Consider the following 22,147-nt stretch of genomic DNA (forward strand, 5'->3'; position numbering starts at 1 on the left):
ACCGCCGCCTACCAGCGCGCGGTGACCAATAAGCGCGAACGTCTGTACCAGCAGGAGATCGAGCGACTCAGGCAGGAGAACGCGTGGCTCCGGAACGAGATCCGGCACTGCGCCAACGTCATCGAGGTGATGGGCCACGACCTGGAGTCACAGCGTCGGGAATTCGTCCTGGGTGAGTTGCTCGCTCAGGCGGACGCCCGCAGGCGGACGGTGGTCGTCGATCAGCGGCGCCTACTGGAGGTACACCTCCGCGAACAGCTCGCCGCCGAGGCCGAGGAAACCGTCCGGGCCACCTACGCGGAGGGGTATGCCGACGGGATCATGCGCCGCAGGACCGACGGCCAAAACTGAGTTCCCCTACCTGTCCCCTACAACGAATCAGGCCCCCTCGCTGAAGGGGGCCTGACCTGCATTGCAGGAGATCATATTTGAGTGTCCGAGGGGCAACACGAACCGTTACCCCACCACCGATGACAATCGTCAAGACCTTGAAGCCAACCCAATCCTAGAACCCCGCTGACCCGACCCTTCCGGTGCCGCCGAAAGGGGTCACCACGCCGACCTGCATGACGGCGTCGCACGCACCGGGCCCGGCTCCCGCGGACTATCCACCTTCCTGGTCGAAGCCGACCTACCCAGCGTCCACCTCACCCGCACCAACCCGTCATCGGGCCTGCACCGTTTCAGCTCCGGCGAGATCGCCTTCAACAACTGCCGCATTCCCGTAACCAACCGGCTCGGTGCCGAAGGTGACGGCTTCGACTTCACTCCTTCCTCCAGCTTCCTGTACGGCAGACCCAACCTGACCGCCGTCGCCCTCGGCATCCACCAGGCAATCCTCGACACCACCGTCACCTACACCGCCGCCCAACGCCGCTACGGCAATCCCCTGGCAGACCTGCCGACAGTGATGCAGCGGCCCGGCTACATCCAGTCCCGGCTGATGACTGCCCGACGGCCGCACGGCGCGCTTGATCAAGGCACTGGCGGCCCAGGTTGGCGCGTCGGAGCACTCTGCGCTGGCGCCTGGTGCGGTCGCGGCACTGACCGGCCTGAGCAGGTCCGAAGCTGGCTTGAACTTCGGCCATGCGGGGCCACCTCGTGCACCCACGGCGCAGACACCGAACCGATCGAGGTCCTCATCCAGCTGATCTCGGACATCCAAGGTCGTGAGGCCGAGGCGGGTGCCGCGATAGCGCCAGGGGACAGAGTGCGACTCGCAGGCGAACTGCCAGCCAGCGTGACGGACCATGGCGCCACTCGGCCGAGCGAAACGGTGTTCGCCGTCCGCTACGTCGGTGATGACGCGACGATCGACGTGCAACCGGACCTGGCTGAGGACTACACGACCAAGTCGGCGCCGATCGCCCTCGTGCAGCCAGCAGGTACATAGAGCATGAGATAGAGCCGAGCATCCGCACATGCCGCCATCCGCTCATGGCCGTGGCGTGTGGGGTTACGCCCGGGCTTCCCGAATCAGTGTCAGTCGCCAACACGGATCGTCTTGCGGCGAGTGCCAACCGTCGCCCTCGTCAGCCTGGTGTCGAGATCTCGGTGATCGTGGCAGTTCCTTGTATGGACAGACCTTCGTGCATGGCGATCGTCTGGTCAGGTCGGAGATCACGCCACGCGTCCGGGCTCAGGGGTGCCAGACGGATCAGTCCGGATGCTCCGACTGTCAGTTCTGGAGCGTCCTCGACCCAGATTCGTGCGACCCGAAAGTTGGGATGCCCGTCGGGCATGTGCTGGCCGATATGCCACACCGGCCGCAACACGCCCTTACCAGGTATCGGGATTCGCCGGCCTCCATCAGCGACCGGCACGAGCGTCAGCCGGGCACGGAAAATCCCGTGGATGCTCTCCCACCGCCGCCATCGGCACCATGTGGCCGTGTCGGTGAGCCACATCAGCTCCGCAGCCTCGATCAGCAGATCCCACCACTGCGCACCGGCAGGCCAGTCATCGAGGTCGGCGAGGAGATCAAGAGCGACTTCCCACTCGTTGTGCTTGACACACTCCGCCACGTCGGCGACTGTCGCTCCAGACTCATTGGTGGCGATGGCCGGAACCATCGTGACCGCTCGGTCTAACAGCTCAGGAACATCCACCTCAGCATTGTCCGGCGGCACCGCCTACTCGGCGACGACCTTATCCGGCGGTGCACGCCGCATGCCGGGCGTGTCCGCGGTCAGGACGCGGTGTCACGGGCGATGATGCCGAGCCGGATACCACAGTGCGCCAGCGGAGTTCCGGCTCCGTACTCGGCGAGCCTGCGTGGATACGTGAGCCGGATCGCGTCCAGCGCCCTGCCGGCCGCCTGGCAGGCCGCGGAGTTGCCGGAGACGAAGACCCGCGGGCGCAGCTCAGCCCGGCAGCGGTGGGCTGAGCTTCGCACTCCTCACCTGAGTGAACTCGCCGGCATGGCTGACGGGGCGCTCCGATGAGAGCAGCCGGGAGACGATGTCGGCGTACTCGACGAGCCGGGTGTACCGGGTGTCGTGCTCCAACTCGCAGCCAAGTTCGCGCAGATGCCGGTGGAATCCTCCGGTCACGTAGTTCAGGTTGACCTGCCGCCGGTACAGAAATCCGAGGGTGCTGATCATCCACGCGGCGCTGAACGGATGCATGTAGACCGGGTTGACCGCCACCATGGGTACGAGAATGCGCGTGCATTCCATGATCATCTGTGCCGCGGCCCATGGATCGAGTAGCTTGTTGTCGCTGTGCACCAGCGTCCCCCGGCAGCCGGCGTCCTCCGCCCAGCGCATCTCGTCCGTCAGTCTTCGCCGGAACTCAACGGGGGTCGCCCCCGCCGCCGACGGGAAAGTCGTACAGACGATCTACACAGGAGGTCGCTCCTCGTCTCGGTCGATTCGGATCAGCTCGACGTTCGGCAACGGGCGGGAGGCTGTGCGGCCTCGGCCCGCCACGGCACCTGGCTGTTGCGCACCGCGCATAACAGGCCGTCCGGGCCGCCGGGGACCGAGCCCGCGAGGTGGCCGGTAGCTTCGTGCGGGCCTGATCAGGAGTTCGTCGTGGACCCCGCCGCCCGCTGCATGCGGGCGGCGAGGGTCCGCATGTGCTCGGCCAACTCGGATGGCTCATGGATGTCGAAGTCAAAGCCGAAGGCGGCGATCCACACCGCGAGGTGATCGAGGTCGTCGGAGCCGATCCGCAGGGTGCAGGTGCGCTCGTCGACGGGTTCCACGACGCCGATACTGGGCGGCACCTCGGCGCTGACCTGCGCTGCGGAGCCGTGCATGGTCAGCCGGGCCTGATAGCGGTACGGGCTGCGGCTCAGGTTCTGGACCAGGTAGGCGGCGAGATCGTCGGCGGGCATCTCCCGTGCGGTGAAGCGCGGGCCGCCGGGGGTCCGCAGCCTCAGCCGGTCGACCCGGAAGGTGCGCCAGTCCTCGCGGTGTACGTCCCAGCAGAACAGGTACCAGCGGCGGCCGTTGTTGACCAGCCGGTACGGTTCGGCCTCCCGTGCGCTGTCGCGGCCATCGCCGGCGACGTAGTCGAAGCGCAGCCGGCGGCTGTCGCGGATCGCCGTGGCTATCTCGGTGAGGGTGCTCGAGTCCACGGTGGGCCCCGCGTGGGGCATGCTCAGAACCGCGGAGCTGATGGTGTTGACCTGGTAGCGCAGCCGTGAGGGCAGGACCTGGTCGAGTTTGGCCAGGGCGCGCACGGACGTCTCGGCGATGCCGGTGATTGTTCCGGAGGTCGCGGTGCGCAATCCGACCGCAACCGCCACCGCCTCGTCGTCGTCCAGCAGCAGCGGCGGTAACGATGCGCCGGCGGCCAGTTGATAGCCGCCGCCGACCCCGCCGATGGCGGTGATGGGGTAGCCGAGCAGCCGGAGCTTGTCCACGTCGCGGCGCACGGTGCGGCAGCTGACGCCGAGTTCGTCGGCCAGTCCCGTGCCGGACCATTCCCGGTGCGCCTGCAGGAGTCCCAGCAGACGGAGCAGACGCGCGGAGGTGTCGAGCACGGTTCTCATTCTCCCAACCGATCGCGGACAGAACCTGGCCGCGATCGCCAATACGGTTGTTTCATGACGGAAGGGAACCCCATGACCATTCTTGTTGCCGGTGCCACCGGCAACGTCGGCCGGCCCCTGGTCGCTCAGCTGCTCGCCGCGGGGCACCAGGTCCGAGGACTGACGCGTAATCCTGCTAAGGCGAATCTGCCGGAAGGCACCGAGGTTGTCGCCGGCAATCTGTCCGACACTGACAGTCTCGCCAAAGCCTTCGAGGGGGTGACCGCTGCCCACCTGATCACCTTCGGCGACGATTTCGCGCCGCTGACCAACGCCGAGGAGATCGTAGCGTTGGCCAAGAAGGCCGGCGTGCGAAAGGTGACCGTCCTCAAGGGTGATGTCACCAAGAGCCCGCTGGAGGAGGCCGTCGAGGCCGGCGGCCTGGCTTGGACCTACCTGTCCCCTGTGGAGTTCATGTCGAACGTGCTGGAGTGGGCCGACTCGGTCAAGGACGAGGGCGTGATCCGAGAGGGCTTCGCCACCTCCAAGAGCGCGATGGTCCACGACGCTGACATCGCCGCTGTCGCCGCGGCCGCGCTCACCGCCGACGGCCACAACGGCAAGGAGTACTGGATCACCGGGCCCGAGGCGCTCACCCCGCCGGAGAAGGTCAAGGTGATCAGCGAGGTCCTGGGCCGCGACATTAAGTTCATCGAGCTGTCCCGGGACGAGATCGTCAGTCAGTGGCGCGAGCAGGGCTTCGGCGACGAAGACGTCGAGTTCTTCCTGACGATGCGGACCAACCCGCCGGAAGCGGGCTACACCGTGCTGCCCACCGTCCAGGAGGTCACCGGTAAGCCGGCGCGCACCTTCAAGCAGTGGGTGACCGAGAACGCCGCAGCCTTCGGCGGCTGAGCATCATAGCAGCGAACCGGCCGCCCCGGGGTTTCCCGGGGCGGCCGGAACAGGGCGTGTTCGACCTATATTTCGGGCTACGGCGGCTAGCACCGGGTGTCGGTGGTTGATGTCGGGGATGAGCCATTCGGCGAGGCTGCTGGGGTGCAGGCTGGTGGCGATGATATTGGCGGCGGTGTGGCGTTCGGTCCAGCGGAGGGTGCGGATGCGGGGCAGGGTCATTGGTGTGGTCCTGATCCGGGGCTAGCGGGTAGACGGTTATCGGTAGGCGGCGGTGGCGAGGTCACCGATGGTGGTGTCCACGGCGGTGGTGATGGCCCGTACGGGTTGGTGGTGCTGGTTGGCTACGTTTAGTAGTCGGCCGGGTAGGGTGGCGGTGTCGTCGTCGAGGTACAGGTGGTGGGTGAGGCCGAGTACGGCGACGAGGCCGGCGAGGGCGGCGGTGTGATTGTCGGGTTGTTCTCGTCCTCGGGCGAGGGCGCATAGTCGGGCGCGGGGGATGATCTGCCAACGGTGGTGGCTGGGTAGGTAGGTGTCGGTGCGCATGAGTCCGGCCATGCGGCGTCGTTGGTGGTGGTGCAGGATCCCGGCGGTGACCAGGGTGGCGCGGGTGCGTTCGTAGAGGTCGATGCTGAATCCGCGTAGAAAGCCGCGTAGCGGTGGCGGGGTGTTCGCGTGGCGGATTGAGGTGATCGCGGTGTCGGCGATCAGGTCGCCGGTAGGGCGCTTGGGGTATCGGTGTGGGTAGAGGTGTGGGTCGCCGGCTGGTGTGAGGGTGATGTGTTTGGTGAGGAACAGGTCGATGAGGACTGCGCCGGCGAGGCCGAGGGCGAGGGCTTGCCGGTGGATGTGGGTGCGGCCGGTGTCGCCGTCGTGGCCAAGTAGGAACACCTCGTCGCGCAACGGCAGCGGCTTGGTCAGTGCTGTCACCGGCTGATCCCCTCGCCGTCGGGGTGGATTCCCTCGCTACCGGGGTGGATCGCGTGTCGGCGTAGCCGGTCGTGGACGCCGCCGTAGGCGGGTGCACAACGGGGTAGCGCGGCGGTGTCGACCGTGGCGAGGACGGTGTAGTTCGGGTCGCACACGTTGCCGACGGGTGCCCGTCCGGCTTGGGAGATCAGCTGGTAGGCGTCGAGGGTGTCCATGCCGGTGAGGTCGCTGGCCCAGGCGACGAGGTCGGTGTGGGCGATGCGGTAGGCGTCTTCGAGGGGTCGGGCGCAGCCGACTGACGCGATGGTGGTGTCGGTTTCCAGTCGGGGCCAGGGCGTCGGCACGTGTTTGACGACCTCGACGGTCAGGGTGGTGACGGTGGCGATCTCGACGCCGGCGCCGCAGGCTTCACCGTCGCCCTGGCGGGCGTGGCCGTCGCCGAGGGCGAGCAGCGCCCCGTGCACGTTCACTCCCAGATACAGGGTGGTGCCGGCCTGCAGCAGCGGGGTATCGAGGTTACCGCCGTGGGTGTCGGGCACGATCGTCGCGCGGGCCTCGAACGCGGCAGGAGCCACCCCGATCGTGCCGATCATCGGCGCCAACGGCAGGTCCACCTGGTGATCGGTTTCGGTGGCCTGGAACCCGACGGTGCCGGCCTTCCGGTCGATGCGGTACACCCACACCCGCTCCTGCAGGGGCGGCTGGAGTGTGGCGGTGTGGGAGGTCGAGGTCAGCGCCCCGAAGTGCGGGAACGTCGCCGACACTCCCCACTGACGGGCCGGCTCGATCGCCATGATGTGCACGGCGAGGGTGTCCCCCGGCTCGGCGCCCTCAACGAAAAACGGCCCCGACACCGGGTTGAGGTACGGCATCTGACACACCTGCGACGGCAGGTCCCCCGGACCGCGGACCCGCCCACCGAAGCAGTCCTCGGTGTAGACCTGCAGCACATCGCCTGCCCGTACGTGGGCCACCGGCATTCGTCCACCGAAGGTGTAGGCCAACTCGTCGCGAGCCGGACGGTAAGTGATCGTGTTCATGCTGCTCACACTCGCTCCATCTCATGATCGTGTGTCTGCGCGGGCGCCAGGCCCGACAAGGCCGGCCGGCGACCGGACAGGTACAGGCCGGCGAGGACAAGGACCCCAAGGGCAAGCCAGGTCAGACCGAGGCGCTGCGCGGCGATATCGGCGTTGACCACGACGTAGCCGAGAATCGCGAATCCGACAGCGGGCATGACCAGATGCGCCCACCAGTTGCGGCTACGCCGGCGGATAAGGTGGTGCACGACCACGCTGACGTGCAGGACCAAAAACGCCACCATCGCCCCGAAGTTGATCAGCGACGACAGCAGCGTGATCCCGTCCGCCCGGGTCGCCATGTACAGGCCCAACACCAGAGACACGGCACCGGTGAGCAGGGTCGCGTTGATCGGCACGCTGCGGCGCACCGACACCTTCGCCAAAAAGGCGGGCAACTGCCGGTCCCGGGCCATCGCATACAACAGCCGCGATGTGGCCACCTGCGCCACCATCGAGTTCGGCAATCCCCACGCGACCGCGGTCGCCACCGCGCACAGCATCGCCAGCCAGCCCCCACCGGCCACCGCAGCCGCCTCGTAGAAGGCAGTGCCGTCCGGATCCCCATCACCGCGCAGGGAGGCCGGCTCGGCAACGAGCATCGCGGCCAGCCACGTCTGCGCGATGAACAACACGCCAGCCAGGACCAGCACCGCGGCCATCGCCCGGCCGATCTGCCGAGAGCCGCCCTTGGCCTCCTCCGCCAGCATCGAGATGCCATCGAAGCCGAGGAAGGACAGCACCGCGATCGACACGGCGCCGGCAACAAGCGACCAGGTGAACGTGTCGGCGTTGTAGAAGGCGTCCCAACTAAACCGCCCCCTGCCCGAGGCGAGGGCCCAGCCGGCGACAACGAGGAAGATCGCCAGGACGATCAACTCGCCGACGAGCATCACCCGGGTCACCATCGCGGTCATCCGGATCCCGACCGAGTTGACGATCGTGTTGACCGCGACGAACCCGAGCAGCCACAACCACACCGGCACCACTGGCACGGTCGCGTGCATCGCCACCGACGCCACCAAATACAGCAGGCCCGGCACGAGCACATAGTCCAGCAGGATCACCCACCCGGCGAGGAAACCGACTGGAGGGCTGATACCCCGACCCGCATAGTTGTAAACGCTGCCCGACATCGGGAACGCCCGCACCATCTGCGCATACGAAAACGCAGTGAACACCAACGCGACCACACCGATCACATAGGCAAGCGCCACCATGCCACCAGAACCGGCATACACACTACCGAAAATCGCCATCGGCGCGATCGGCACCATATACACCAGCCCATACGCCAGCAGGTCCCGGAACCGGAGTTGCCGACTCAACTCCTGACGATAGCCGTATCGCTCTAGATGGTCGGACCTTTTCAGGCAAAACCCCTCAACAATGGTGAGTCTGGGCGATCGCACCGTCATCGCGAGTCCTGCCGCCCCTGGGAGCGGTTGGTCACCTCGGGCAGGTGTTGTTGGTGGGACTAGCAAGGCTGGGTCTCACGACGGCACGGCATCCATCTACGGATGCGGACCTGCTTACGGCCGGCCCGCCTGCGGATGCCATGACTCAAGAGTGATCTCTGCAAGCGCCAGGGGGAACGGACTAGTGCCGAACTGGCACCGCATCTCCGCCGAACCTGATGGCAAAAACGCCGCCGGGTCGGCGGCGTTTTAGCGCTGGGACGACTGCGATTGAGTCAGGACGGGAGAGCGGTGAGCAGTTCAGCCGCAACGACACCTCGGAACCCCGTGTCGTCGTCGAACATCGCGGCAGAGGCATCATTTGTCGCGGCGGCAGCAGCTAGCTTGAAGGGGCTGGTGAAGGCACTCCCCTTCAGGACGTAGCGGCCTGGGTCGGTCTCGGTCGAACACCACTCCCAAGTGTTTCCGCTTAGGTCGTAAACCCCGTAGGGACTAACACCACTGTGGTAGCGCTCGACCGGCGTAGTTCCGCCGATACCCGACTCACGAACGTTGCACTTCGCAAGGGTCACCTGGTTACCCCATGGAAAGGCTTGACCGTCAACACCTCGGGCGGCTTTTTCCCACTGTTGCTCGGTGGGAAGGGCGCTACCTGCCCAGCAGCAATACGCCTCAGCATCCCGGTAGGTGACGTTAACCACTGGATGATTACTTAGGTCGTCAGGAAAGCTACCATTTCGCCAGTGTTGAGGGGCCCGGTACCCCCGCTCAGCAACGAACTGCGCATAGTCAGCGTTGGTCACCGGCGTGACGTCAATGTAGAAAGGCGGCAATTCCAATACTTGATTGCTCACGCCAAACAGGAATGACCCACCAGGGATTAGTACCATCAGCTTCCCCGTCCGCGGGTGTGTCTGCTCTACCTCCACCACCCCGGAGAGCGACTCGGCGCTCGATGTGGAACCAAACGGATGTCGTGGGGCCTCCGTGTACCCAGCTCCGCGGCCCATCAACAGATCGAAATGGGCGCGCACATCGTCGCTGGCTCTCTGGAGAACAGTGTCCAAGATCGCCTGGCTCTCTGGGCGGGGCCGGATGCGGTCAGCACCCGCTTCCCACTTGGAGATGGTCCTGTCGCTAACGCCTAGGTAAGCGGCGAATTCCCGAAGGCTCATCCGTTTGGCCTCCCGCAACGCGCGAGTCTCGCGTCCGGACCACTTGCTCACCGTCATCAACGTGTAGTCCTTTGGTCACTATCTCTGTCGACGGTCGATCCTCGATCGACACAGATACCACATGACCACGGCTTGCACTACCCCGTCAACAGGACGTAACGCACGTAGCGGCTACAGCGGCTGCCACCGCGTCGCTTCGTACTCCTTTCGGAGCTGATCAACAAAGCTCGCGCCATCACTCAGCGGCAAGCCATCTATGGCGGCAACGGGCCGCAACCCAACACCGGCGTTGGTGATGAACGCGCTGTCTGCCTGGGAAATCTCGCTGAGGGCGATCGACTCCCAGTGAACTTCGATCCCCTGTCGCTCCATGGCCGCAGATGCCAGCCGCATCGTGACTCCCGAGAGGCAGTTGGCATCCGGCCAGCTCACCCTGCCGTTACGAAGGAATCCAATATTCCAGGTTGCACCCTCGCTGACCCGGCCACTCTCATCCACAAAAAGCACGTCATCGAATCCAGCTCGCTGTACGCGGCGACGCTGGTGAACCGTTCCAAACAACCCGATATGCTTCACCTCTGGCAGTTCGCGCTGATAAGGCACTGATTTTAGGCGTATCGGAGGTCCCCCTCCAGGTCCGACGGGCCGTAGGGTGACCAAGATGCGGGGTTCGCTGCCGGCGGCTGGGTGACCGAGGCTAAGTTCGGGATCGAAGATCGTAACCCGCATGATCACCGGAACCGAGACCTGCGCGGCTAGTTTTCGAGCCAGCACTCGAACCTTCGCGGTGTCCACCCCCACTCCGAATACAGCCTGGCTGTCCCGTGCAAGCCGCTCCAGGTGCAGGTCAAGCCCGCGTACCCGACTGCCTTCGACGCGCATCGACGTAAAGTGGCCGTAGTTGATGAGCGCGATGGCGCTCAACTCGTCGACGGTGACCGGTACACCCTCCAGTTCCATCATGGCTCCATCGTGCCACTTGACGTCGACGGGTAGCGCGGTCGGTTCGGACGAAGTTCAGCGCTAGTTCAGCGTTTGGGCAGTACCTGACGCTTCCGGTTTACGTTCTCAACGGTCACCCTGGTCTGATGAAGTTCGCGGGGGAACACGGGTTCGATTGCCAGACGGACCTGCTGACTCCGATTTCCCAGACAGCGATCGGGGTCTGGCATAGCAATCCCTACCAGCTCAATCCGTCGGGAGGCTAGGGCCCAAATTTCCAAACACCTAAACATCTGAGATGGCTTGCCCCGCGCGGGCAGGCTGGAAGATTGTCGCTGCGCCCAAGCCCTACCCCGAGAGTCCATGATGACGTCGTGCGTGTTGCTCGTGACCGTGAGGCAGGAGTGACGGTCGAGCTCATCGCGCGAAGGACTTCGGAGTGCATCCGCATGACGTTGTTCACGTGGCTTCGCCAGGCCGGTGTCGACGCCGGCGCTACCCGTGGGACGGCCAGCGGCGAGTCAGCCGAGCTGCGGGAGGCACGCAAGCAGATCAGGTTGTTAGAGCAGGAAAACGAGGTCGTGCGACGGGCTGTTGCCTACTTGTCGCAGGCGCATCTGCCCCCGGAAAGGCTCTATGCTGTCCGCCGACGGGCAGCAGTTGAGGACCGCGATCGTGACCGGGGTCGAGCGGAACTACCGCCGCCGCCGCCGACGATCCCTGTCCCGGTTGACCCCTATCGAGTACGAGACCGTTATGGCTCCACCGGCCAGTCAGGCCGGCTAACTACCAGCCCCTGCCAGACCACGTCAGACAGTGCAATACCCAGTACCAACGCCGGTCGATTTGCGCGTACGCTGCGTAGCACGGGCAGCACGACGGGGAGGTGGCGGTGCTCGATTCAGAACGACACGACGAGAGTTGGTGGCGCCAGGCCACGTTCGATGGCAAGTCGGTCGCCGCTGCTCTCCGAGCACGTGACATGTCGTTGCTCTTCCGGTTCCTTCGTTCCCACGGCTACTCACGTACCCGCATCGCTGGATGCACAGGACTTGCAGAGACTCGTGTCCGTGCGATCTCCAAGGGAACGCAGCAGGTAACCGCCTACGAGGTATTGGAACGCATCGCAGAAGGGCTCGGCATCCCGCGCCACATGATGGGCCTCGCGTATGAGGACGTACCGGCACCGCCCGATACGTCGCATGACAATGTCCCTTCGCTATTCGCGGAGGAGGTTCCAGCTGTCGTCACAGTGGACGAGGTTGAACAGATCATCAGCCTCGCCTCGCTACTCACCTCGTGGGACTTCGCTCATGGAGGCGGTGTCGCGCGGCAAGCTGCCGAGGCTCACTTGCGTTGGGCGGCTCGACTACTGCGGCAACGCTGCGCCGACGGTCTGGCGCTAGATCTATTCGCCGCTGTTGCGCGTCTCGGCGCTGTCACTGGCTTCATGAGCTTCGACGCGAACAATCAGTCCCAGGCACAGAAAATTTTCGATTTTTCATCGGAGTGCGCTGCCACTGCTGGCGATCCGCATCTTCAAGCAAAGCTGCTGTCGCACCGAGCCCGGCAGGCGATTTGGTGCGGTTCCCCTGCGGATGCCATCAAGTGGCTCGATACAGCGCTCGATCTCGGCAGGCTGACCCCCGCGGAGCAGGCGATGCTCTACACCGGTCGGGCGCGTGCCTTGGCGAGGATGGGCCTACGGGCGGAGACGATCGCGGCGGTTGCAGCGGCTGACAGGGCATTTGAGCGTGTCGGGGCAGAGCCGGAACGGCCATGGATGAAGTATTACGACCAGGCCCAACACCTCGGAGACACCGGTCACGCATTGTTCAGCATCGCGATGAACGGCTGTGCGACCGTCGAAGCCATCGCTCGGCTTAACGCTGCGATCAACCGGCACGGGGATGGATACGCGAGGTCAACCGCTCAGTCAGCCATCAAGATGGCCACTCTGTTGATGTCACAAGGAGATCCTGCAGAAGCATCCGATCTGGGGCTGCGAACCATCCGGCGGATGGAAGGGCTCCAGTCAGCGCGCGTCGTTGAAGGGCTCCGTGAATTGGTGCGGGTCTCGGGCCAACACCGAAGTTTGCCAGCCGTTGCGGAGCTTCGGGAGGCGATCTTCGAGGCGACCTACGCATGAGCATCGCCACCTACGAGGAGGTTTCCACCGCCTGCAAGCAGGTTGGCTTGGCCACGGGGACGATGGAGTTGATTCGCCATGGCGAGAACGCCGTTTGGCGCGTGGACTCGTCCACGATCGCCAAGGTCGGCCGGCCTGGGACGGCCGACGCGTCGGCCCGGCAGGTAGCGGTGGCGCATTGGTTGAGCGAGGCGGGGCTTCCTGCAGTTGCGCTGAGCGACGTCGGTCCACAGCCCGTCGTGGTTGGGGACGTCCCAGTGGTGTTCTGGCGACAGCTACCCCCACACCGAATGGGTGAGGTGATCGATGTCCCGCGTATCCTACGGCAACTGCACGCCCTCCCGATTCCGGCGGCTTTGGGCCTGCCTCGGCTCGATCCACTTGTCCGGCTAGAGCAACGCATCAGCGAGAGCACATGCATCGACCAGGTCCGGCAAGACTGGCTGCTGCGCCATGTTGCAGACTTGCGCCTGAGCTGGTCTCGCCTTCCGGTGGGCCTTCCTCACTGCGTAGTTCATGGTGACGCTTGGGTGGGCAACGTTGCCATCACGCCTGACGGCCAAGCGGTCTTGTTGGACCTGGAGCGGTGCTCGGTTGGTCCACCCGAGTGGGATCTTGTCTCGACGGCGATCAAGCTCAGATCATTCGGATGGATCAACGAAAACCAGTACCAGCAGTTCGTTGAGGTCTATGGGTCAGACGTCACGTGCTGGGCGGGCTTTCAGTTGATGCGAAATACTCGGGAACTCAGGATGGCGACCTACCTGGTGCAGCTCGCGGACCGTGACCCGAGCATGGTTCGCGACGCGCTGTACCGAGTCGACTGTCTGCGAGGCGAGCACGGCGAGCGACCCTGGCCCTGGACGCCCAGTCTGTAGTGCCTATCCCGGCAGCCAACAGCGCGGAAGACCAGGATCGACGATGGTCGCGATTCGATGCCGAACCTGGTCCAACAGCTTGGGCTCGAACGGAAGTCTGGATGCCAGCCAGCATGTGCGCCGGAACTGCGCGATGTCGACAAGAAGTTCGAATTCAGCATCGTAATCAGGCATCGGGCCATACTCGTGCCAGAAGTCGTCGAGTTCGCTGGCCGAAAGCCATCCGACCCTCGCGGACGCGATGACGTACGCAAGATCCCATTCCGGTGGCCCCAGCCGGGTGTCTTCGAAGTCGAGTAGGTAGCCGACTCCCTGGGACATCAGAATGTTGCCGCGGTGTGCGTCGCCGTGGATGACCGATGCTGCGCGATGGCTCCAGCCTGAGCGCTGCCAACGCAGCGTAAGTCTGTGCCAGTGCCGCTGAAGCTCATTCGCATCGCCATCGGGAAGGGTCGCAGTCTCGAGCTGCGATGCGACCCGTGCCCATGGATCGAGCGTCGGGAGATGGGGCCACCGTGGGCCTTGTTCGTGTAGCCGCCGCAGCGCACGACCGAGGTCACGAACGGTCGCTGAACCATCTTGGGGAAGGTAGGTCCACCAGGTGAAGACTCGACCATCGATGATGTCGAGCTGAGAGAGGCCAGTCATCTCCGCAGGCTGGACGGCAGGCACGCCACGCGCCTTCAGCCATCGGGCGACGCGCGCCTCGTTCGCAAGGCGTTCCCGAAACGCAATGTCAACGCCGACCCGGGCAACCAGGCCGATTGGCGAGATGGCGACCATCGCATTGTCCGCTGGTGGCCGTAGCAGCGCGATGCCATCCGTTCGATGACCAGCCTCGGTCACCACCTTGTCAACGAGCTCAACGGCGTGGTCGCCACTAAGCCCGCGTCGCGTGGACAAAGGCTGATCTTGGTTCGCCATGGGGTCCAGATTATGAGGGTTCCGGCATGAACGCCAACAGCAAGATCGACAGCCCAAATCTGGGTCCTCCTGCAATGGTCACCCCCGGGGGTTCGTGATGGACCCCCACGTTGAGCTGACGCGATCCGACCGGAACCGGGGAGCCTTCTTGCCAAGCATCGAACTAGATACATCCAGGCGAGGAGCGGACCATGGGTCGAAGCGCAGTCGTCATCGGCGCGGGTATCACCGGTGCAGCAGCTGTGTGGCAGCTCGGCCAGCTCGGCTACGCAGTGCGTGTCTTCGAGCGCGAGCAGGTCGTCGGCGGCCACGTGCGGACTGAGTGGATGCACGGCATTCCCTACGAGCCGCACGGGGCCCACATCTTCCATACCACCGACGAGCCCGTCTGGCGGTTGGTGACCAAGCTGGCGGACTTCGTGCCGTACCGGCACCGCGTGGTGATCAGAGTGCGCGGCCAGCTCATCCCATGGCCAATCCAGCGCTCGGCAGTGTCGCAGCTCCCGGACGGTGCACAACTCGTTGACGAACTCGACCGGCGCCCCACCTCGGTGGACACAACGAACTTCGAGACGTACTGCGTGTCGCTGCTCGGTCGCACTCTCTACGACGAGTGCGTCGGCCCGTACACCGTAAAGCAGTGGGGTCGTGATCCACATACGTTGTCGGCATCCGTGGCGACAGGGCGCGTCGAGCTTCGCGACGACGGCTACCTGGATTTCTTCCGAGATCCTTTCCAAGGATGGCCGCGTGCCGGCTACGGCATGCTCGTCGAGGCGATGCTCCAAGAGGCCGAGGTAAACCTTGGCACCACAGTCACAGCGGATCACATGTCGGACGTGGCGGCGCGTGGTGAGCCGGTCATCGTCACATCCGCGCTCGACGACTTCTTCGCAGAGCCTGGCGCACTCCCATGGCGCGGAGTCCGGCTGGAATCCATGCTGCTGCGAGGTGTCGCGCTCGCACAGCCCGCGATGGTCGTCAACGAGCCTGCGCTGGCGGTTCCCTGGACTCGCACCATCGAGACGAAATGGGCGCTCGATGATCTCCACGATATTTCCGGCACCGTGGTCATGCGCGAGTTTCCTGGCGCCGACGCCAAGCACTACCCGGTCCTCGATGCGGCTGGGACAAACCTCGCGACCCAGGCATCGCTTGAGAGACGCCTGACCGCGTTCAGGCGCAACCCGATCCTTCCGGCTGGACGACTCGCAGGATACAGCTACATCAACATGGATGTCGCTGTACGCCGTGGTCTGAACGCCGCCACTCAGATCGCCACGGAGGCACACCGATGATCGACGCGGCGGAAGACGCAGTCACTCTCCACCTCCCAGCCGTCACAACATCTATGCTCGGCGTGATCGTGCCAGTCGGGCCGAGCCATGATCCTGTCAACTCCGTCATCACCAGCGACCACTCAGCAACGACCAGCGGCGTGGACGCCGCCCACCTGGTGATCGTCAACGGCACAGACGCAACCTCCCGCGTGGCTGACATCCGATCTAGGCTCGCACCCATCGACGACCGGGTCGCGATCGTCGCCATCAACGGTCCGATCGGCTACATCCGCGCGGTCCGCCATGGGCTGAGGATGGCCGACCAGCTTGGCCTCAGATCCGACCGCGTCGGCTTCCTCGATGCCGACGCTGAGCTGCGTTCAATCGAGCACTGGCAAGTCGCAAATCTGATGCTCGACGAGAGTCCGAACCTCGACGCCATCAGCGGTCTCGTGGTGCACGCGAAGTGCCGCGTGTGGGAGACGCTGTCATCCGCGACATTCGTGGCGGCCATGGAGCGGGCGTCCGGGGCCCCCGTCTGCAAGCCGTACGTACAAGGTGGAGCTGGAGGCACGCTGGCACGACGGGAGCCCTTCGCACGCGCCGTCAACGACGCACTCCGACTCGACACACTCATCGGCCCTACGCTTTCCGCCAGTTCGCTGGCGGCGGGTCGTCGCGTCTTGGCGACCAGTGCACTGCGGTGCGGGCACACGCCACGGCGCACCATGCAGGAATGGACGGCCTCGGTCACCGCATACGAACAGTCCTGGCGCAGTCTCGTGGAACTGTTCGGCTCCGACATCGAGAAGCCCTGGCAGCAGTTCCTCGACGGAGCCGAGCAGGTGCTGGCCGGCAACATGAAGCTCCTAACCGACATGCGCTACAACGCTGCCCTCCGCCAGGACGTGGTCGTTCGAGTCGAGGCGCAGCGCCGCGCGCTGCAGGCTGCGGGTGCGCGATGACGATTCCGTTCCACACCAACAGTCGGCAGCACCACGCGCTCGCCCACGAACTGACCTCAGCACTCGCGACAGCCGACCTGGCCGACGACAGCGCCTTCAACCGTGAGGTCCAGCACTTCGAACAACGCCTCGCCCGGTACTCGGGTAGCCGATTCGCGGTCGGAACCGCGAGCGGAACGGACGCGCTCACGATCGCCCTGACGGCGCTCGACCTGCCTCGTGGCGGTGAGGTGATCCTGTGCGGCTTCGGGTTCTTCGCCAGTGCCGCCGCGATCGTGCGGGCCGGTTTGACGCCGGTCCTCGTCGATACGCAGCCCGAGGGGTACGTGATCGATCCCGCAGCGGCCGAGGCTGCGATCACCTCACGCACCGTGGCACTGCTCCCGGTGCACATGTTCGGCGAGGCGGCCCACATGCGCAGGCTCTCTCAACTGGCCGTGGACCACGGTATCGCCCTGGTGGAGGACTGCGCACAGGCACTCGGTGCGTACCACGGTGATCACGCCGTCGGAACGTTCGGTGACTCGGCGGCGGTGAGCTTCAACTGGTCCAAACACCTGTCCTGCGCATCGAACGGTGGTGCCGTCCTCACCAACGACGAACATCAGATCGAGACGCTGCGAGCACTACGAGCATACGGATCAACCGGCGGCTTCTGGCACCCATTGTTCGGCCTCAACAGCCGGCTCAACCCCTTCGAGGCTCGGGTGCTCACCAACAAGCTTCCGCACCTGGACTCGTGGATCAGCCGACGTCGCGCCATTGCCGAGCGTTACTGGACCAACCTCGCTGGCGTAGCAGTAACATTGCCGCCCGTACCAGAGGGCATGAGTACGCACGTGTACCACAAGTTTACTGTGGCGCATCCTGATCGCGACCGACTGCGTCATCATCTCAAGGCGCACGGTATTGGATCGATGGTGTGCTACCCGCATCTCCTTGGCGACCACCCGCCCATCGCCGCAGTCAGCCGAAGCGAGGACCTGACCCACGCCAAACAACGGGCGGCCACGGCGCTATCGATCCCGATCTGGCCGGAGCTAACCGACGACGAGGTGGACCGAATCTGCCAGCACATTGACGACTTTTGTGGTGCGTCATGAGCACAACGATCACAAGGTGCGACAGTGCGAGGATTCTGCGCTCCGTCTACCGCATCGACGAACAGCGTCTATTCGCGTTGCATGGCCTCGCTGCGCCAACTCACGTCGGACTGGGATCGTCTCCTGCTGTGCAGAGCGGTCTTGCCGTGGCCGTGAACGCAGACTTCGATCCGCCACGTCCCGGAGCGTCGGTGATCGTCGGCGGTGGGTGCGTCGGATACAGCAATGCCAGCCTTGCGCAGCTCCGACTCGACTACCTGACCGACACCGTGATGGCTCTCGCGGTAGCATCGCTCGCCGCCACGGACTGCCTAATCTACCTTCCCATCAGGGAAGAACAGATCACGGCACCGGCAGCGCATGAAGGCTGGCGGGCCTTCGGCGATATCCTGCATGCGATCTCCTCGCGACTTGCTGCGACGATCGCCGCGCCTCGCTCGCTGACGATCGCTCGGACCGACGATCCCTCGGTGCGCTCGGTGGTTGCCAGGGTGATCGCCCGGCGCGGCATCGATATGAGGTCCGACGATCTAAACACTCTGTACTCGTTACGGCCGTCTGGCAAGCAGGTCACGCCCAGCGAGGCAAGACTCCAGCAGTATCGCTCCACGATCATGACCTACCTGCCGGAGGTCGTCGGCGAGTTGATCGGGCGCCCAGTCGACCATGTGGTAGCGGCCGAGAACCTACACCAAGTCAAGGCGGTCTCGCTGGCTCGGTCGATCGCCGAGGGTCTACGTAGCGGCCGGGTCGATCACCTGGCGCACACACCGGCCCCGTCGCTGGGGGGTACGACGCGAATGTCCGTCGCCAAGCCCGACTCCGCGATAGCCATCATGGACCCGCCAACCGCAAGTGCTCTCGCCCTCCGGCGAGCCAACCGGACGGTGCGGAGCTACTGGCAGACGGTTTGGGACCTTCACCGCACCGTCTTGGCGTCACCCTCACCGCCACCCGACCTACACACAATGCTCACCTTCTATCACCACGTCGTCACGGGAGGTTAGCGATGAACCCGCAGACCCAGCGAATCGGCGTCATCGGCCTCGGCGAGATGGGTGCCACGATCGCTACCCGGCTGCAGGCAGTCGGCGCCGACATCCTCGTCAATGACAGCCTCACCGACGCTGCGGCACGGTGGCCGCGCGAAACCTGGGGGCATTCCGCTACAGCCGTGACTCGGCGCTGTTGCATCATTCTGGTCATCGTCGCCACGGATGCACAGGCGCTTAACGTCGTTGATGACATCGCTTCCGTCGGCACGCCTGGCACGCTGGTGGTCCTGCATTCGACCGTCGCTCCTACGACGGCTCGAGAGGCAGCTGACCGGCTTGCAGCCAGAGGTATCGGCCTGGTAGACGCCGGCATGAGCAGAGGGCAGGGCCGGATGAGAGACGGCAGCCTGACCTTATTCGTCGGCGGCGACCGGGAAGCCATCGAAGGCCTCAGGCCAGTGTTCAGCCTGTACAGCGACAACGTCATTCACGCAGGCCCGGCCGGTGCCGGGATGGTGTTAAAGCTATGCAACAACCTCGCGCTGCACGGCAACCGCGCGATCTTGATCGAAGCCGCTCGCATCGCCACCGCAGCCGGACTCGACACCGAGGACTTGATTTCCGGGCTCGTTACCAGCACCGGCACGAGCTGGGTCGCCCAGCACTGGGGGCGGGTGGACGAGGCGGCTCTCGACGGCGGTGTTGGTCGTACGCCCATGACAGCACGGACAGAAAGAGAACTCGACCTAATCCTGGGCCTTGCCAACGAGCATCACGTCGAGGTGCCTGCGGCAGCTCTCGTCGAAAAGCGTCTTCCCAGCGTGCTTGCACATGGGATGGCTGCCACAAACCGTGCGTTCCTGTTGGCGCACAAGGCGGGCCGTGTCGAGGAATGGCGCTCAGCTCGGGACCGTGCGGGCGCTGCGTTCTGGTCACCGATGCTCGTGCTAACCACGACCGGGGCTAGGACGGCACGCCCACGTACCTGCGTTCTCGAGTTCATGATCGATAGTGACCGCCTCATGGTGTTCGGCTCCGACGGTGGTAGGCCGGCCGACCCTGCCTGGTGCCACAACCTTCGCGCAAATCCACGTGTCACCGTCGAGATAGGCAGTCGCACGGTCGGAGCCTCAGCTCTCGTCCTTTCGGCCGACGAAGCGGCGGATCTCTATGGCCGGCGCGCACGGCAGCGGCCAGACTTCGCCAGGTACCGGGCACGGGCGGGACAGCGCGGTATTCCGGTCATCTGGCTTCAACCCGACGTCGAGCTCGCCCAGCTCATTCCCACCAACCCAGCATGATCAAATCAAGGAGAGTCTCGGTGCTGTACATCGACTTCGGGGTCGGCATGGCTGATGGGCTGAACGGCGTTGGTTTGCGTGCCGTCGAACTCGCGACCGCCATGTCTGACCACACAGACGTTACGGTCCTGGTGTCCGACACTCCAGAGGCCGAGATCCTCTCGGTCTGGCCAGCCCTGCGCTGGGCCAGCGTGCGCGAGGCGGCACCGGTAGCCGGCGACGTCTACTGGTACGGGTTTGCCACTCCACCGGAGACCATAGCTCGGTTCCGGGCCGCCCAAACCCTCTGCGTCTTCGACGCGATCGTGTGGCCCCTGGAGTTCCTCACATACGAGAACGTACGCACTGCCGCCGTACCCCCTCGCGCCTACCAGTCTCATCTCGCGGATTACCTTCGCCGCTTGCGCATGGCTGACAAGTTCACCGTGGCGTCGATTGCCGAACGGCATGTTGTCATCGGAATGCTTTCCAGCGCCTTCTGGTCGCCGCTCAGCCGGATGGCGCCTGACCTCGATTCAAGGTTCTTCGTCCTTCCCGTCGGATTATCATCTAGAAACGAGAATTTCTCGAAATTGTCCGAGGTTGCCGTCAACGATGAGTTGACGTTGGTCTGGAACGGCGGCACCTGGAACCACTACGACCCTGCCACGGCGATCAACGCAGTCCTCGAAGCGCGCAAGGACGCGCTGAAGGTCCACCTCCAGTTCCTCTACCCCCAGCGAGGCATGATGACCGCCTCGTTACGCGCCGCACGCGCCGCAGCCGATGGTTCAGACGCCATTCGGTTCGCCGAGCGGCCCCTCGGAATGCGGGAGCGCGTTGATGTCTTGCGGCACGCCACCGCAGCGATCTGCGCGTATCAACCGCATGCTCTGTGGGATCTGTGCCCGCCGATGCGGCTCCGGGAGACCCTGCTCTACCAGCTTCCAATCATTGCGCCGCGGCGCGGCGCACTCGGTGACCTGATCGCCGAGCACCACTTCGGCCTCGCGGTGCAAGACACCTCCCCTCGTCACCTTGTCCAAGCGATCCGTGCCGTTGCTGACCCGTCTGAACGTGAGCGGATGCGGAAGGCCGCCGCGAGCCTCGCATCGGACTACCTCTACGAAAGCCGATCAACGGCAGCGTGGAACTGGATGACGGACGGACACATCCAATGAACCGATTCGACACGCTCATCTTCGACCTCGACGACACACTCATCGATGAACTCCCCAACGTGTACGCCGGATATCGAGCTGCCGCCCGCTATGCGAATGAGACCTACGGCATCGTCGAGGAGCTATTCGCAGCCGTAGCCCCGCTGGCGGCCCGAGACGCCTGGTGGGAGCCCGATTGGCTGGGTCCGCTTACCGACCGCTACGGGCTATCCGCCTGGGACGGCCTGTCCGAGCAGTTTCCTGGTCCACGGTCGGACCTTCAGCCGCTGCGCGACTGGCTTCCCACGTATCGGCACAACGCTTGGCGAGCGGCGTACGCCCGATGCGGCGTCGCAGCAGACAGCCATGTGATCGACGAGACCGCTCGCACCTTCACCGGTACGCGGCATCGAGGGCGGGTACGGCTCGCCCAGGGAGCCGCGGGAGCTCTCGAAGCGCTGGCGGACCGCGACCTCGCGATCATCACGAACGGTCCGGCCGACGGTCAGGAAAGCAAGGTGTATCGAGCGGGTCTCGGCCGCATGATAAAGACGGTGATCGCTTCCACTGCCGCCGGCACAGGCAAGCCCGACCGGCGGCTGCTCGGTCAGTGTCTCCAAAGCTTGCCCCATCGTCGCCGCAACGTGCTCATCATCGGCGACAGTCTCGAACACGACATCCAGCTCGCGCTTCAATGCGGGCTACCGGCGATATGGATTCGGGCCAGCGACCACGCCGGATCGGTCCCGGACGGTGTCGCCGTCGTTGCCAGCGCCGCCGCCCTGCCAGCAGCCATAGCCAGGCTGGAGAAACAGTGACCAGCCAGGCACCCGGCGAGAGTTGGATCGCGAACGCCCGGGTGTAAGCGGTACGCGGCATTCCAGCCATGCGGCACGGCGGCGCTGGAACCCGCTATCGTCGATCCCGCGCACCACGGACATCAACTCGGGCTGCTGCTCAAAGCGGCCAACATCG

General features: G+C 64.8%; 23 protein-coding genes. 12 read left to right on the top strand and 11 right to left on the bottom strand.

All coding sequences use genetic code 11. The features are described from left to right. The coding region (locus tag T398_RS24160) for a hypothetical protein (protein ID WP_496450163.1) at nt 1–351 on the top strand (351 nt) is incomplete at its 5' end. Between the two features lie 451 nt (nt 352–802). After that, the gene (locus tag T398_RS24165) at nt 803–1,393 is read left to right on the top strand and encodes a hypothetical protein (protein WP_496450187.1); all 591 of its coding nucleotides are present in this window, start codon (nt 803–805) and stop codon (nt 1,391–1,393) included. Between the two features lie 139 nt (nt 1,394–1,532). Here the strand turns inward: T398_RS24165 and T398_RS24170 are convergent, their stop codons facing one another. The 4 genes from T398_RS24170 to T398_RS24185 form a co-directional block, all read right to left on the bottom strand. Then, the gene (locus tag T398_RS24170) at nt 1,533–2,108 is read right to left on the bottom strand and encodes a hypothetical protein (protein WP_496450164.1); all 576 of its coding nucleotides are present in this window, start codon (nt 2,106–2,108) and stop codon (nt 1,533–1,535) included. Nucleotides 2,109–2,188: 80 nt separating this feature from the next. Then, complete coding sequence (locus T398_RS24175; RefSeq protein ID WP_027650283.1) at nt 2,189–2,395, bottom strand: hypothetical protein; 207 nt, start codon at nt 2,393–2,395, stop codon at nt 2,189–2,191. Further along, nucleotides 2,364–2,840 (bottom strand): LLM class flavin-dependent oxidoreductase, encoded by a 477-nt coding sequence (locus T398_RS24180; RefSeq protein ID WP_496450188.1) that lies wholly within the window; start codon nt 2,838–2,840, stop codon nt 2,364–2,366. Before T398_RS24180 ends, T398_RS24175 begins: the two co-directional genes overlap by 32 nt. A 182-nt stretch (nt 2,841–3,022) precedes the next feature. Next, entirely contained in the window at nt 3,023–3,991 is a 969-nt protein-coding gene (locus T398_RS24185) for a helix-turn-helix transcriptional regulator (RefSeq protein ID WP_496450189.1), read from the bottom strand. 81 nt (nt 3,992–4,072) lie between these two features. Between T398_RS24185 and T398_RS24190 the strand changes: the two genes are divergently transcribed. Next, nucleotides 4,073–4,894 (top strand): NAD(P)H-binding protein, encoded by an 822-nt coding sequence (locus tag T398_RS24190; protein ID WP_018216016.1) that lies wholly within the window; start codon nt 4,073–4,075, stop codon nt 4,892–4,894. 3 nt (nt 4,895–4,897) lie between these two features. Here T398_RS24190 and T398_RS24195 read toward each other — a convergent pair whose 3' ends face one another. From T398_RS24195 to T398_RS24220, 6 genes are all read right to left on the bottom strand, one after another. Then, nucleotides 4,898–5,116 (bottom strand): hypothetical protein, encoded by a 219-nt coding sequence (locus T398_RS24195; RefSeq protein ID WP_496450165.1) that lies wholly within the window; start codon nt 5,114–5,116, stop codon nt 4,898–4,900. Nucleotides 5,117–5,152: 36 nt separating this feature from the next. Further along, nucleotides 5,153–5,824 (bottom strand): GOLPH3/VPS74 family protein, encoded by a 672-nt coding sequence (locus T398_RS24200; protein WP_496450166.1) that lies wholly within the window; start codon nt 5,822–5,824, stop codon nt 5,153–5,155. Next, the gene (locus tag T398_RS24205) at nt 5,821–6,873 is read right to left on the bottom strand and encodes an acetamidase/formamidase family protein (RefSeq protein WP_496450167.1); all 1,053 of its coding nucleotides are present in this window, start codon (nt 6,871–6,873) and stop codon (nt 5,821–5,823) included. Before T398_RS24205 ends, T398_RS24200 begins: the two co-directional genes overlap by 4 nt. Next, nucleotides 6,870–8,321, bottom strand: a complete 1,452-nt coding sequence (locus T398_RS24210) for an APC family permease (protein WP_496450168.1) — start codon at nt 8,319–8,321, stop codon at nt 6,870–6,872. Before T398_RS24210 ends, T398_RS24205 begins: the two co-directional genes overlap by 4 nt. Before the next feature lie 275 nt (nt 8,322–8,596). Beyond that, entirely contained in the window at nt 8,597–9,553 is a 957-nt protein-coding gene (locus tag T398_RS24215) for an SUMF1/EgtB/PvdO family nonheme iron enzyme (RefSeq protein WP_496450169.1), read from the bottom strand. Nucleotides 9,554–9,667: 114 nt separating this feature from the next. Further along, nucleotides 9,668–10,459 (bottom strand): aminotransferase class IV family protein, encoded by a 792-nt coding sequence (locus T398_RS24220; RefSeq protein ID WP_496450170.1) that lies wholly within the window; start codon nt 10,457–10,459, stop codon nt 9,668–9,670. An 871-nt stretch (nt 10,460–11,330) separates the two neighbouring features. Between T398_RS24220 and T398_RS24225 the strand changes: the two genes are divergently transcribed. Both T398_RS24225 and T398_RS24230 read left to right on the top strand, forming a co-directional pair. Further along, nucleotides 11,331–12,587 carry an NsdA family TPR-like regulatory protein gene (locus T398_RS24225; RefSeq protein ID WP_496450171.1) on the top strand — a complete coding sequence of 419 codons (1,257 nt, stop codon included), beginning with the start codon at nt 11,331–11,333 and terminating at the stop codon, nt 12,585–12,587. Then, nucleotides 12,584–13,465: a phosphotransferase enzyme family protein gene (locus T398_RS24230; protein WP_496450172.1), complete on the top strand. Its 882-nt coding sequence runs from the start codon at nt 12,584–12,586 to the stop codon at nt 13,463–13,465. The genes T398_RS24225 and T398_RS24230 overlap by 4 nt, the downstream gene beginning before the upstream one ends. Before the next feature lie 3 nt (nt 13,466–13,468). Here the strand turns inward: T398_RS24230 and T398_RS24235 are convergent, their stop codons facing one another. After that, nucleotides 13,469–14,389 (bottom strand): phosphotransferase enzyme family protein, encoded by a 921-nt coding sequence (locus tag T398_RS24235; RefSeq protein ID WP_496450173.1) that lies wholly within the window; start codon nt 14,387–14,389, stop codon nt 13,469–13,471. Nucleotides 14,390–14,580: 191 nt separating this feature from the next. On the opposite strand from T398_RS24235, the gene T398_RS24240 reads away from it, so the two are divergent. The 7 genes from T398_RS24240 to T398_RS24270 are packed head-to-tail and all read left to right on the top strand — an operon-like array spanning nt 14,581 to nt 21,990. Continuing rightward, the gene (locus tag T398_RS24240) at nt 14,581–15,687 is read left to right on the top strand and encodes a UDP-galactopyranose mutase (RefSeq protein WP_496450174.1); all 1,107 of its coding nucleotides are present in this window, start codon (nt 14,581–14,583) and stop codon (nt 15,685–15,687) included. Further along, complete coding sequence (locus tag T398_RS24245; protein ID WP_496450175.1) at nt 15,684–16,634, top strand: glycosyltransferase family protein; 951 nt, start codon at nt 15,684–15,686, stop codon at nt 16,632–16,634. The genes T398_RS24240 and T398_RS24245 overlap by 4 nt, the downstream gene beginning before the upstream one ends. Continuing rightward, nucleotides 16,631–17,737, top strand: coding sequence for a DegT/DnrJ/EryC1/StrS family aminotransferase (locus T398_RS24250; protein WP_496450176.1), 1,107 nt, complete (start codon nt 16,631–16,633; stop codon nt 17,735–17,737). The genes T398_RS24245 and T398_RS24250 overlap by 4 nt, the downstream gene beginning before the upstream one ends. Continuing rightward, the gene (locus tag T398_RS24255) at nt 17,734–18,744 is read left to right on the top strand and encodes a hypothetical protein (protein WP_496450177.1); all 1,011 of its coding nucleotides are present in this window, start codon (nt 17,734–17,736) and stop codon (nt 18,742–18,744) included. Before T398_RS24250 ends, T398_RS24255 begins: the two co-directional genes overlap by 4 nt. Nucleotides 18,745–18,746: 2 nt before the next feature. After that, the gene (locus T398_RS24260; protein ID WP_496450178.1) at nt 18,747–20,033 is read left to right on the top strand and encodes a nitroreductase/quinone reductase family protein; all 1,287 of its coding nucleotides are present in this window, start codon (nt 18,747–18,749) and stop codon (nt 20,031–20,033) included. A gap of 20 nt (nt 20,034–20,053) precedes the next feature. Further along, nucleotides 20,054–21,193 carry a glycosyltransferase family protein gene (locus T398_RS24265; protein ID WP_496450179.1) on the top strand — a complete coding sequence of 380 codons (1,140 nt, stop codon included), beginning with the start codon at nt 20,054–20,056 and terminating at the stop codon, nt 21,191–21,193. Beyond that, entirely contained in the window at nt 21,190–21,990 is an 801-nt protein-coding gene (locus T398_RS24270; protein WP_496450180.1) for an HAD family hydrolase, read from the top strand. Before T398_RS24265 ends, T398_RS24270 begins: the two co-directional genes overlap by 4 nt. Nucleotides 21,991–22,147: the final 157 nt, after the last annotated feature.

The organism is Salinispora goodfellowii (genome assembly GCF_059570675.1).